A 12,114-nucleotide genomic window follows, 5' to 3' on the forward strand; every position below is an offset into this window, starting at 1 on the left:
CGGCGGGTCAGCCGTGCCGGCCGCTGCCCTGGCGGTCGTGCCGGATGGAGGTCATCGCCTCGTTGGCCGACGCCACCAGCGACTCCGGCGTCGAGGCCCGGCCGGAGAGCGCGACGCCGACGCTGAGCCGCACCCGGTGCTCCACGCCCGGCAGCGGTCGCAGCGGCTCGTCGAAGGCGGCCGCGATCCGCAGGGCGATGCCCTGCGCGTCCTCGGCGACCTGGATGCCGGGGCAGAGCAGCACGAAGGTCTGGGCGCTGATCCGGGCGACGACGTCCCCCTGTCGCACGGCGCCGACCAGCCGGCCGGCCGCCTCGGCGCGGGCGGCGTCGGCGACGGCGGAGCCGCGGGTGTCCTCCAGGACGGTGATGCCGTCGAGGTTGCAGGAGAGGACGGCGAGCCGGCCGGTGGCCGGGCCCGCGGCGGCCAGGGCGAGCTCCAGCCGGTCGATGAGCAGGCTGCGCACCGGCAGCCCGGTGAGCGGGTCGGCCACGGTCCGCTGCCGCAGCCGCTGCGCGAACTGGCGCTGCGCGGCGACGACCGCCGCCGTCTGCACCAGCACGTCCTGCGACTCCTCGAGCTTGATCGTCTGCATGACCTCTCCCTGCTCCCGTCCGGCCGCATGCCGGCCGTGCAGGGGGAGTCGGCAGGACCGCGCCGGCGCTTGAGCGCCCCGGTCGCCGGCCTGCCCCCTCCGGGTGCGGTCGCCGGCAGGCGGCCAGCTCGGCCCGGCCGCCCTACGCTGGCGCCATGGGAGGAGAGGTGCTGCTGCTGGTGGTCATCGGGCTCGCGCTGCTCGTGCTCGTCGGACTCGGGGTCCGCGCGGGGCGCACCTCTGGCCGCGGGGACGCGGCCGGCCTGCACGGCAACGACCCGGCGCGTCCCGGTGACCCCGCCGGCCCGGACGCCCGCGGTGCCGTCAACAAGAGCAGCTGGATGCTCGGCGGCGGTGGGGGTGGCGGCGGCGGCTGACCGGGGCGCTCAGCCGGTCAGGGTGCGGACGGTCTCCACCACCGCGATGCCGGCGAAGACCAGGAAGAGCCCGGCCGCGACCCGGTGCAGCAGCGTCACCGGGAGGCGGTCGGCGAGCTTGCGGCCCAGGAACGCGGCCAGCCCGGAGATCACCAGCAGCGCTGCCCAGGCCCCGACGAACACCGAGAGCGGCTCCTCGTAGCGGGCGGCCAGCCCGGCGGTGGCCAGCTGGGAGAGGTCACCCCACTCGGCGGCGAACAGCACGCCGAAGGAGATCGCTGCCGCCCGCACGAACGACGTCTGCTCCCGGGCCTGGACGGTCGCCTCGTCCTCGTCGCCGCCCTTGCGGGACTCCCGCCACAGCAGCACGGCGCCGGTCAGGAACAGCACCGCGACCACGGCGCTGACCACCGCCTCGGGCAGCAGCGAGAGCAGGCTGCCGGCGGTCACCGCGATCGCCACCTGCAGGCCGAAGGCCAGGCCCACGCCGACGAACACCGGCAGCGGCGGGAACCGGGTGGCCAGCACCAGGGTGGCGAACAGCGTCTTGTCGGGCAGTTCGACGGGGAGGATCAGCACGAAGGCGGCCAGGACGACGGACAGGACCACGAGTTCTCTCTCTGCTCGCGCCGACCGGCCGGGGCATGCGGGGCGCCTCCGTCCGGCAGCGCACCGATGGGTGGACTGCGGGCGGAAGGTCTCGCCCACCCGCGACGACGCGGGCCTGCTGACCGGGCGCGCGAACGCGCCAGCATGTCGACCAGCAGTCGGGGGGCTACTCCCCTTCTGGGTCCAGGAGCGTAGCCGACGCCCCCGGGTACGCCTGGTGCGCCGCCGCGGTCGCCGCCCGCAGCACCTCCTTGGCCGGCAGCCCGAGCGAGCGGGCCAGCGCCGCCACGTCCTCGAACTCGACGCTGACGTTCACCACCCGGCCGTCGATGTCCGCGACCTTGACGCCCACCGGGCTGCCGAACACGGCCACGCTGCCCTCGACCCGCTGCAGCGCGACCTTCTGCACCGGCTGCACGCGCAACCCGATGGTGGAGGTCGCGGCCACGACGACGTCCTGCACCGCCGCGTGCACCGCCGGCCGGCAGAGCACCGACAGCGTGTGCGCCGGGCGGCCCTTCTTCATCAGGATCGGGGTGAGCCAGGCGTCCGACGCCCCGGCGGCCAGCAGGTCGCTGAGCACACCGGGCCACAGCCGGGGGTCCAGGTCGTCGACGTTGGTCTCCAGCAGCAGTCCGGTGGCCGGCTCGTCCACCGGCTCGCCGAGCACCAGGCGGACGAGGTTGGGCAGCTGCTCGGGGTCGCGGCCGCCGGCGCCCGACCCGACCCGATCCACCCGCATCGGCGGCAGCGTCGTCCACTCCCGCACGTGCGCGGCGAGCAGCGCGGCACCGGTCGGGGTGCACGTCTCCGCCGGCACCGGGCCGGCGACCACGGGCACACCGCGCAGCAGCTCCAGGACGGCGGGGCCGGGCACCGGGACGACGCCGTGCGCCCCGCGGGCCGAGCCGCTGCCCAGCGCGACGGGGGAGGCGGTGAGCCGCTCCAGCGCCAGGTGGGCGAACCCGGCGACCACCCCGACGACGTCGGCCAGCGCGTCCAGGGCCCCGACCTCATGGAAGTGCACCTCGTCGGCGGGCACCCGGTGCACCCGGCCCTCGGCCACCGCGAGCCGCTCGAAGACGGCCAGGGCGCCGTCCCGCACGGCCGGGGCGAGCGCGGCGTCGGCCAGGATCGTCCGGACGTCGACCCAGGTGCGGTGGACGTCGCTGGCCGGGGCGTGGACGTGCACCCGGGTGGCGCCCAGCCCGTGCCGGGTGGTCGGCTCGGCGGTCAGGGTGACCGGCTCGACCGGCAGCGCGGCGACCGCACCGGCCAGCACGGTCAGCGGCACCCCGGCGTCGACCAGCGCGCCGAGCAGCATGTCCCCGGACGCCCCCGCCGAGAGGTCCAACCACCCGATGGTCACGGGCCGATCATGACCTGACCGGGACGATCATCGGCAGGCGGCCGCCCGACACGCCGGGCCGGACCGCCGTCCGCCGATGGTCAAGTCGGCAGGGACGCGGTCCGGCGGGCGATGCGGGCGGCGAAGACGCCGGCGGACCAGCCGTTGTCGATGTTGCTGACCACGACGCCGGGCGCGGCGGAGTTGAGCATGGTGAGCAGCGCGCTGAACCCGCCGAAGGAGCTGGCGCCCTGGCCGGCCGACGTCGGGACGGCGACCACCGGCACCTCGGTCAGCCCGCTGACCACGCTGGCCAGCGCGGCGTCCAGACCGGCGACGACGACGAGGCAGTCGACGTCGGTGAGCAGCGACCGGTCGGTGAGCAGCGGGCGGATCCGGTTGCCGCCGACGTCGTCGACCCGGACCACCTCGGTGCCGGTGACCCGGGCCACGAAGGCCGCCTCGGCGGCGATCGGGGTGTCGCCGCTGCTGGCGCAGAGCACGCCCACCCGGCCGACCGGCTCGGGCACCGGGCCGACGGCGGCGGACATCGCCGCGGCGTCCATCGTCGTGTACGCGTCGTGCTCGGTGGCCAGCGCGACCAGGGTGTCGGCGCTGGCCCGCACCACCACCGCCGGGTGCTGGGGGTGCTCGCGGCGGGCCTCGCGCACCAGGGCGAGCACCTGTTCGGTGCTCCGTCCGGTGCCCCAGATGACGTCCGGGCCCGTCGTCAGGGCCGGCACGTCGATCATCGGAGCGGAGGACGGCGACGGGCCGACCACCGGTGCCGTGGGCTCGGCGGACTCCAGCCGTCGCCCGGCCGACGGACCCCCGACGAGCTCGTCCAGCGGGCTGCCCGTCCGGGCCGGCGGCTCGGCGGCCGACGGCTCGACGTCGGCCCCCTCGACGGCGGGCTCGTGGACGGCGAGCTCCTCCGCGGCCGGCTCGACCAGCAGGGGGGCGAAGCCGCCGGTGGCGTCCTCCGGCTGCTCGTCCTGCTCCTCGGGCAGCGGGGAGGCGGTGACGTCGCGGACGGGAGGCGACGCCGGGACGTGCTCGGTGGCCTCGACCGGGCCCGCGTCGTCCGCTGCCGGGGACGGGTCTATCGCCGGCGGTGCCTCGGCGACCTGACCGTCGATGGTCGTCGGGGCCGCGTCGGCAGCCCGGGTCTGGGTGACCCCGGACAGCCGGACGACCCGGTCCCGCCCGGCCCGCTTGGCGTCGTAGAGCACTCCGTCGGCCGCGGCGAACAGCGTGCGCCGGTCGTCGCCGCGGGCCGCCTGCGCGATGCCGACGCTGATCCGCACCGGCACCTCCACCCCGAGGGCCGACCAGTCGTGCGCGGCGATCGACCGGCGGATGCGCTCCATGGCCCGCTCGGCCTGCTCGGACGTCGTGTCCGGCAGCAGGATGACGAACTCGTCGCCGGCCCAGCGGCACACCTCGTCGGTGTCCCGGCAGCCGTCGACCAGCAGCTGGCCGACCGCGCGCAGCACGGCGTCGCCGGTCGGGTGCCCGGCGGCGTCGTTGATCGCCTTGAACCGGTCGATGTCGACCACGGCCAGTGCGGGCACCGCCCCGGTCGACAGCAGCCCGTCGAGCCGGGCCTCCGCGTACCGGCGGTTGGGCAGGTGGGTGAGCGGGTCCTCGTAGGCCTGGCGGCGCAGCTGACCGGCGGCCCGCTCGGTCTCCAGCAGGCTCTTGCGCCGGCCGAACAGCTCGACCCAGCGGGTGCGCCGCTCGTCGACCCGGTCCAGCTCGTCGGCGAGGTAGGCCTGCAGGTAGGGCAGGGCCCGGGCGGCGTCGTCCAGCTCGGCGTGCAGCGTGCACAGCTCGCGCAGCGCGGCCCGGCGCAACCGCGGCAGCCCGTGCTCGGTCGCGTTGGCCAGTGCGGTGGCCAGGTGGTCGTCGGCGGCCCGGGGGTCGCCCGAGCGGCGCAGCGCGCGGCCCAGGCCCAGCTCGGCGGAGGCCAGGAGGGCGCGGTCCTCCACGCTCGCCGCCGCACTGACGACGCGGGTCAGCAGGGACCGGGCGGCGGCGTGCTCGCCCAGGCCGACCAACGCCCAGCCGTGCACCACCTGCGCGTCCAGCATCCCGGGGAGGCCGGGGGGCAGCTGGCCCAGCGCCCGGACGGCGAGGTCGCGGGCCTCGGCGAAGTGCGGTGCCGCGGCGTCGGCGCCGCCGTCGTCGAGCAGGCCCTCGCCGACCTCGGCGCACAGCGCGGCCAGCCGGGTCGCGGCCTCCCCGGCGAGCGCGTCGACGGAGCCCGCCTCGGAGTCGGTGCCGGCCGCGCCGATCGCCTCGGCGGTGACGTCGGCGGCCCGGCGCTGGTAGTCCAGGGCCAGCGGCATCAGCTCCAGGTCGGCCAGCACGGCGGCCAGGGAGCTCAGCGTGTGCACCAGCAGCGGGCTCGGCGGCAGGGCCGGGTCCAGCAGGCTGGCTGCCTCGACCGCCTCGTCCATCGCCGCGTCGACCCGGCGGGACAGCAGCTCGATCCGGGCGTGCCGGGCCAGGCCGGCGGCGCGCTGCAGGTCGTCGTCCTGGGCGTCGAAGGCCGCGCGTGCCGAGCGAACCAGGGAGATGGCCAGGGCCGCGTGCATGGCCGACTCCGACCGGCTGTCGCGGTCCACGGCCTCGCCCGGGGCGCCGACCGGGCCGTGCAGGTCCAGCGGGCCCTCCTGCTCGGGGCCGCCCTCGACCAGGGGGTCGCCCAGCAGGGAGTAGCCGGCCCGGCGCAGGCGTCGGACCAGGAGCTCGGCCCGGAGCGTGTCGGCCCAGGCGCGGGCCAGCGAGGCGAGCGGCGGCGCCGGGCGGTCGTCGGCCGGGGCGGGGGGCAGCTCGCCGTCGATCTCGCCCAGCAGCGTCTCGGCCGTGTCGAGCTGCCAGTTCGCCAGAGCTGAGCTCACCTGCTGGTGCAGGAGACCGGGTGGCACCAGGGCACTGTGCCCCGGCGTCGGCGGCGTGTCACGCACCGGCGCGTCGGCCGGCCCCTCCTGCCCCATCGGCCCCTCTGGACCACGGATGCGGCGCAGCCTCACGAGGCGACCTCGGTGCCGTCGTCGAAGGCCCAGCCCGGTCGCCGGGGGGTCGTGCCGAGGACCTCGGCCACCAGGTCGTCGACCGAGGCGTCGGCTGGCAGCCCGCCGGGCCGTGCGGCGGGCGCGGGCGCGTGCTGCCCCCCGCCGGAGGCCCGCACCCGGTTGCGGCCGCCGCGCTTGGCGCCGAACAGGTTCAGGTCGGCCCGGTCGAACAGCTCCCGCCAGGACCTCGGCCCCGGCGCGCCGGCCGGCCCCGTGGTGGCGACGCCGATGCTGACGGTCACCGGGGCGGGCATCTGCAGGTGGGCCCACTCGGCGCAGGCGACGGCGCTGCGCAGCCGTTCCGTCGCGACCACGGCCTGCGCCTCGGTGGTGTTCGGCAGCACGACCACGAACTCGTCGCCGGCCCAGCGGAAGACCTCGTCGCCGGTGCGGCTGTGCTGGCGGAGCAGCTCGGCGACCCGGCGCAGCACCGCGTCGCCGTGCAGGTGCGAGTTCTGGTCGTTGACGGACTTGAAGCCGTCGACGTCCACGACGGCCAGCGACACCGGCTCGCCGTCCAGCCGCAGGGCGGTCAGCCGCCGCTCGGCGCTGCGCCGGTTGCCCAGGCCGGTCAGGGCGTCCTCGAGGGCGTGCCGGCGCAGTACGGCGTTCTGCCGCTCGGCCTCGCGCAACCGGCTGCGGCGCACGAACATCTCCGCCCAGAGCTCGCGCCCGCGCCGGTGCGCCCGGCCGGTCTCTGCCCGGTAGGCCTCCAGCCAGTGCAGCGCCTCGGCGGTGGAGCCCATCGCCGCGGTGGCCTGCCCCAGTTCCAGCAGGCACTGGCGGTACCGCCGGCGGTCGTTCACCGCGGCGAAGGCCCCGGAGGCGGTGACCAGCAGGTCGATGGCCTCCTCGCCGTGCGCGCCGGGCTCCAGGGCGCACAGCCGGGTCAGCAGCCTGCCCAGCACGAGGTCGGTGTACCCGGCCAGCCACAGCCCGCCCTCCCCGGCCGACAGGTGCCGGCGCACCCGGCGCAGCGGTGGGAGCGCGTCGTCGAGCCGGCCGGCCAGGGTCAGGGCCCAGGCCTGGACGACGTCGAGCAGGTCGGCGTCGGTGTCGCTCGGGTCCCAGGGCAGCGCGCGAGCGGTGGTCGCGCACTCCAGCGCGGCCTGGGCCAGCTGCTGGGAGCGGTCGAGCTGGCCGCGCCGGTGGACCGTCTGGGCCAGCTCGGCGTGCTGCTGGGCGCACAGCCGGAGCAGCTGCCACTGGTCACCGAGGTCGGGGAGGGCCGCGGCGACCCGGGCGCCCCGCAGCGACTGGGCCACGGCGAGCTCCTCGAGGTCCAGTCGGGTCAGCGCCAGGGACAGCCAGTGGTGGGCCTGGTGCAGGGGCCGGCTGGGCTCTTCCCCGGCCAGCTGGTCGGCGAGCAGGCTGGCGTCCACGGCCAGGTGCATCGCCGCGTCGAACCGGTCGGCGGCCACCTCCAGGTGTGCCAGGTAGGCCAGCGTCAAGGCGTGCTCGGCGGACGGGAGGCACTCCGCGAGCGCGGCCCGGGCCGCGCCGACGGCGTCCGCCGCGCCGTCCAGGTCGGCGTCGAAGAGCGCTGCGCGGGCGGTGAAGGCGGCCGACCACGCGTCCCAGCAGGGGTCGCCGGTGGTGGCCAGGTCGTCCGCGGCCCGGGCGAACTCGTCGGCGAACACCCGGGCGTCCTCGGCGGCGCTGGCGGTCAGCAGCCGCCAGCGGGCGGTCTGCAGCCGCTCGTCGGCGGGGAGCCCTGGGTTCACGCGTCCCTCCACTCAGCTGTCGGGGCACGCGAGATGCGCGTGTCCGGCCGGTGACGAAGCAGCTCCCCCCGTACCGGGGACCCGACGGGAGTCGGTGTCCGGTACGGCCGCACTACCCTCGCCGGATGCCGACTGCACCACGCAGCACAGCCCCGACGGAGTTCGCCTATCTGGGACCCGAGGGTACCTTCGCCGAGGCCGCGCTCGGCACGGTCACCGGGGCGCTGGGAGTGGTCGGCACCCGACCGGAGGCCAGCGTGGCGGCCGCGCTGACGGCCGTGCGGACCGGGGAGTGCGCCGCCGCCCTGGTGCCGCTGGAGAACTCCGTCGAGGGCTCCGTGCCGGCCACGATGGACGGGCTGGTCACCGGCGACCCGCTGGTCATCACCCGCGAGGTCTTCCTCGAGGTGGCCTTCGTGCTCGCCGTCCGGCCGGGGAGCGACGCCGCCGACGTGCGCACCGTGGCCAGCCACCCGCACGCGCTGGCCCAGTGCCGCGGCCGGATCGCCGAGTTCCTGCCGGGGGCCGACGTCGTCCCGGCCGCCTCCACGGCCGACGCCGCCCGCCGGGTCGCCGAGGGGGAGTTCGACGCCGCGGTCTGCGCGGCGATCGCCGCCGACCGCTACGGCCTCGACGCCCTCGTCACCGACCTGGCCGACCACCCGGGCGCGGTGACCCGCTTCGTGCTGGTGGAGCCGCCCGGCGGTCTGCCGGCCCCGACCGGGGCGGACAAGACGACGATCACCGCCGTGGTGCACGACCGCACCGGCGCGCTGCTGGACCTGCTGGCCGAGTTCGCGGTGCGGGGCATCAGCCTCGCGCGCATCGAGTCCCGGCCCACCCGCGAGCGGCTCGGCGTGTACTCGTTCTCCATCGACGTCGAGGGGCACGTGTCCGACCGCCGGGTGAGCGACGCGCTGGCCGCGCTGCACCGGCGCTGTGCGGAGGTGCGCTTCCTCGGCTCCTACGCCCGGGCCGACGAGCAGCCGGGCAAGCCGGTGGAGGAACGGGTGGGCGACCAGGCCTTCGCCGCAGCGGAGGAGTGGGTGGCCCGGGTGCGCGCCGGGACGGCGGTCTGACCGTCCCGCAGCACTGCCCATGATCACACAGTGTGCTCCTCCCCATACCAGATGCACACCCCGGTGGAGGACCGTTCCGTCACATCGATTCGGCGAGCGAGGCTTGCGCTGGAGTGCACTCCAGCTCCTAGCGTCCCCGGCATGAGAGCAGTCACCGGGTTCGCCGCCTCCGGCCCGCACGAGCCGCTGCGGCCGATCGAGTTCACCCGCCGCGACCTGCGGCCCGACGACGTCGCCGTCCGGGTCACCCACGTCGGCGTCTGCCACAGCGACCTGCACGCGGTCGAGGCGCTGTCGGCCGGTGACCCGCCGCTGGTGCCCGGCCATGAGTTCACCGGCGAGGTGACCGCGGTCGGGGCGGAGGTCACCCGCTTCCGGGTCGGCGACGCGGTCGCCGTGGGCAACATCGTCGACTCCTGTGGGGAGTGCGACAACTGCCTGGCCCACCGGGAGCCCTACTGCCGGCAGTTCCCCGCCACCACCTACGGCGGCCGGGACCTGCGCGACGGCACGCCCACCCAGGGCGCGTACTCCACCGAGTACGTCGTCCGCGACGCCTTCGTCTACGCGCTTCCCGCCGGGCTCGACCCCGCCGCGGTCGCGCCGCTGATGTGCGCCGGGGTCACCACCTGGTCGCCGCTCAGCCGCGCCGGCGTCGGGCCGGGCACGCAGGTCGGCGTCGTCGGCCTCGGCGGGCTGGGCCACCTGGCGGTCAAGTTCGCCGTCGCGCTCGGCGCCCGGGTCACCGTGTTCACCACCTCGGCGGCCAAGGCGGACGACGCCCGGGCGCTCGGCGCGCACGACGTCGTCCTGTCCACCGACGCCGCGGCGATGGCCGCGGTCGCCGGGCGGCTGGACTTCGTGCTGGACACCGCCGCCGGCGCCCACGACCTCGGCCCCTACCTCGGCACGCTCCGCCTCGACGGCACGCTGTGCGTCCTCGGCCTGCCGGAGAGCTACACGGTCTCGCCGATGAGCCTGCTCGGCCGCAGCCTCTCCGTCTCCGGCTCCGGCGGTACCGCCGAGACCCAGGCGATGCTCGACTTCTGCGGCGAGCACGGGCTCACCGCCGACGTCGAGGTGCTGCCGTTCGACGAGGTGAACACGGCGTTCACGCGGCTGGCCCGGGGCGACGTCCGGTACCGCTTCGTGCTGGCGGTGGCCTCGTGAGCGGGGTGGACTGGCGCGGGCAGACGACGCTGGTCACCGGCGCCAGCGCGGGCATCGGCGCCGAGTTCGCCCGCCAACTGGCCGCCCGGGGCTCGCACCTGGTGCTGGTCGCCCGTCGCGCCGACCGGCTGGAGAGCCTGGCCGCCGAGCTGACCGCGACCCACGGAGTGACGGTGAGCGCCGTCCCGCTCGACCTGGCCCGGCCGGCGGCCGGGCGGGCGCTCGCGGCGGAGGTCGACCGCCGCGGGCTGCCGGTCACCAGCGTGGTCAACTGCGCAGGCTTCGGCACGTACGGCCCCTTCGTCCAGGAGGACGCCGACCGGCTGGCCGAGATGATCGCCGTCGACGTGACCGCGCTGGTGGACGTGAGCCGCGCGTTCATCGACCGCCTCCGGGCGGCGGGCAGCGGCGTGCTGGTCAACGTGGCGAGCATGGCCGCCTACGCCCCGAGCCCGGAGATGGCGGTCTACGCGGCGAGCAAGGCGTTCGTGCTCAGCTTCACCGAGGCGCTGTGGCAGGAGTCGCTGGCCAGCGGGCTGCGCGTGCTGGCGCTGTCGCCCGGCGCCACCGACACGGAGTTCTTCGACGTCGTGGGCGACGACGCGGCCGACGGTGGGCGGGGACGGCAGGCCCCGGGCCAGGTGGTCGACACCGCTCTGCGGGCGCTCGACCGGCGCAACCCGCCGCCCAGCGTGGCGGTCGGCCGGCTCAACTCGGTGGCGGCCACCGGGATCCGGCTGCTGTCCCGGCGGCGGACGGTGCTCGCCATGGCCGGCGTCGTCCAGCGGGGCGCCGTCCAGACGGCGGACAGGTGAGGGTGCTGGCTCCTAACCTCGACGTCATGGACGTGGGAACAGCTCCGGCGCTGGGCATCCGGCAGGTCTCCGAGGAGACCGGGCTGAGCATCGACACGCTGCGCTGGTACGAGCGCGAGGGGCTGCTCCCGCTCGTGGAGCGCACCGCCGACGGACGACGGCGCTATCCGCCGGGCGCCCTGCGGTTCATCCGGCTCGTCCAGGCGCTGCGGCGCACCGGGATGCCGGTGGCCGAGGTGCGGCGGTTCATCGAGCTCGGCGGCGGCGAGCTGGCCCACCACCCGGAGCGGATGGCGCTGCTGGAGCGGCAGTGCGCGGCGATCGAGGAGCGGCTGGCCGAGCTGCGGGACGACCTGGCGGTCGTCCAGGCCAAGATCGAGACCTACCGCGCCCTGATCGCCCGCGGCCTGGACTGCGAGGACGAGCTGTCCGAGGACCTGGTCGACCAGCTGCGGAGCGACGAGCTGCTGGCCGGGACGCTGCCCGAGGCCCCGTCGCAGGGGCGCGCCCCGAGCGAGCGAGGGGTGCGGAGCGAGGCGGTCCTCCCTCAGAGGTAGAGGCCGGTCGACTCCTCGATCCGCTCGGCGGCGACGGCGTGCACGTCGCGCTCGCGCAGGATGACCAGGTCCTCGCCGTGCACCTCGACCTCGTGCTGGTCCTCGGGGGAGAACAGCACCCGGTCGCCGACCTTGATCTGCCGCACGTTCGGGCCGATGCCCTTCGCCTCGCCCCAGACCAGCCGCTTGGCGACCTGGGCCGTGGCCGGGATGAGGATGCCGCCGCTGGACCGGCGGTCGCCGTCCTCCTTGCGGAGGGAGACCAGCAGCCGGTCGTGCAGCATCTTGATCGGCAACCCGCCGGCGTTCGCGTCGTCCTCAGGCACGCTCGCCAACGCTACCTGCCGGCCTCGTTGCAGGGGCCCGGCCCGAGCTCGCGAGGGACGGGGGGCAACGAGGTCCTTCATCAGCCCCAGCCGAGGGCGTGCAGCTTCTCCTCGTCGATGCCGAAGTGATGGGCGATCTCGTGGACGACGGTGATCGTGACCTCCTCGGCCACCTGTTCCTCGTCCTCGCAGATGTCGCAGATCGCCGCGCGGTAGATCATGATCCGGTCCGGCAGGGCGCCCGAGTGGTCCCAGCCGCGCTCGGTCAGCGCGTACCCCTCGTAGACGCCCAGCAGGCTCGGCTCCTCGGGGTTCCGGTCCTCCACCAGCACGACGACGTTGTCCAGCAGCGCCATCAGCTCCTCGGGCACCTCGTCCAGGGCGTCGGCGACGAGCTCCTCGAAGCGGGGGAGCGGGATCGCGTCCATCAGCGC

The 12,114-nt window shown here is 76.1% G+C and carries 12 protein-coding genes; 5 read left to right on the top strand and 7 right to left on the bottom strand.

The features are described 5' to 3' along the window. Positions 1-7: 7 nt before the first annotated feature. Positions 8-595, bottom strand: a complete 588-nt coding sequence (locus O2W15_RS17765; protein WP_269161073.1) for a GGDEF domain-containing protein — start codon at positions 593-595, stop codon at positions 8-10. Positions 596-750: 155 nt separating this feature from the next. Here O2W15_RS17765 and O2W15_RS17770 point away from each other — a divergent pair, with 155 nt between their 5' ends. Beyond that, positions 751-972: a hypothetical protein gene (locus O2W15_RS17770; protein ID WP_269161074.1), complete on the top strand. Its 222-nt coding sequence runs from the start codon at positions 751-753 to the stop codon at positions 970-972. A gap of 9 nt (positions 973-981) precedes the next feature. Here the strand turns inward: O2W15_RS17770 and O2W15_RS17775 are convergent, their stop codons facing one another. The 4 genes from O2W15_RS17775 to O2W15_RS17790 form a co-directional block, all read right to left on the bottom strand. Continuing rightward, positions 982-1,581 (bottom strand): TMEM165/GDT1 family protein, encoded by a 600-nt coding sequence (locus tag O2W15_RS17775; RefSeq protein ID WP_269180337.1) that lies wholly within the window; start codon positions 1,579-1,581, stop codon positions 982-984. A gap of 166 nt (positions 1,582-1,747) precedes the next feature. Beyond that, a complete protein-coding gene (larC, locus tag O2W15_RS17780) occupies positions 1,748-2,950 on the bottom strand; it encodes a nickel pincer cofactor biosynthesis protein LarC (protein WP_269180338.1) in 1,203 nt (400 codons plus the stop codon). A gap of 80 nt (positions 2,951-3,030) precedes the next feature. Beyond that, positions 3,031-5,862, bottom strand: coding sequence for a diguanylate cyclase domain-containing protein (locus O2W15_RS17785; RefSeq protein ID WP_269180339.1), 2,832 nt, complete (start codon positions 5,860-5,862; stop codon positions 3,031-3,033). Positions 5,863-5,963: 101 nt separating this feature from the next. After that, entirely contained in the window at positions 5,964-7,733 is a 1,770-nt protein-coding gene (locus tag O2W15_RS17790; RefSeq protein WP_269180340.1) for a GGDEF domain-containing protein, read from the bottom strand. A 125-nt stretch (positions 7,734-7,858) separates the two neighbouring features. Here O2W15_RS17790 and pheA point away from each other — a divergent pair, with 125 nt between their 5' ends. The 4 genes from pheA (at position 7,859) to O2W15_RS17810 (ending at position 11,354) form a co-directional block, all read left to right on the top strand. After that, the gene (pheA, locus tag O2W15_RS17795) at positions 7,859-8,812 is read left to right on the top strand and encodes a prephenate dehydratase (RefSeq protein ID WP_269180341.1); all 954 of its coding nucleotides are present in this window, start codon (positions 7,859-7,861) and stop codon (positions 8,810-8,812) included. Positions 8,813-8,953: 141 nt separating this feature from the next. Continuing rightward, a complete protein-coding gene (locus tag O2W15_RS17800; protein WP_269180342.1) occupies positions 8,954-9,982 on the top strand; it encodes an NAD(P)-dependent alcohol dehydrogenase in 1,029 nt (342 codons plus the stop codon). Then, a complete protein-coding gene (locus O2W15_RS17805; RefSeq protein ID WP_269180343.1) occupies positions 9,979-10,797 on the top strand; it encodes an SDR family NAD(P)-dependent oxidoreductase in 819 nt (272 codons plus the stop codon). Before O2W15_RS17800 ends, O2W15_RS17805 begins: the two co-directional genes overlap by 4 nt. A gap of 26 nt (positions 10,798-10,823) precedes the next feature. Further along, positions 10,824-11,354: a MerR family transcriptional regulator gene (locus tag O2W15_RS17810; protein WP_269180344.1), complete on the top strand. Its 531-nt coding sequence runs from the start codon at positions 10,824-10,826 to the stop codon at positions 11,352-11,354. Here O2W15_RS17810 and O2W15_RS17815 read toward each other — a convergent pair. Both O2W15_RS17815 and O2W15_RS17820 read right to left on the bottom strand, forming a co-directional pair. Then, complete coding sequence (locus O2W15_RS17815) at positions 11,345-11,680, bottom strand: GroES family chaperonin (RefSeq protein WP_036339379.1); 336 nt, start codon at positions 11,678-11,680, stop codon at positions 11,345-11,347. The genes O2W15_RS17810 and O2W15_RS17815 overlap by 10 nt on opposite strands. A gap of 80 nt (positions 11,681-11,760) precedes the next feature. Beyond that, positions 11,761-12,108 carry a metallopeptidase family protein gene (locus O2W15_RS17820; protein WP_269161085.1) on the bottom strand — a complete coding sequence of 116 codons (348 nt, stop codon included), beginning with the start codon at positions 12,106-12,108 and terminating at the stop codon, positions 11,761-11,763. Positions 12,109-12,114: the final 6 nt, after the last annotated feature.

Origin of the sequence: Modestobacter sp. VKM Ac-2979 (assembly GCF_026967995.1) — a bacterium.
Taxonomy (GTDB): domain Bacteria; phylum Actinomycetota; class Actinomycetes; order Mycobacteriales; family Geodermatophilaceae; genus Modestobacter.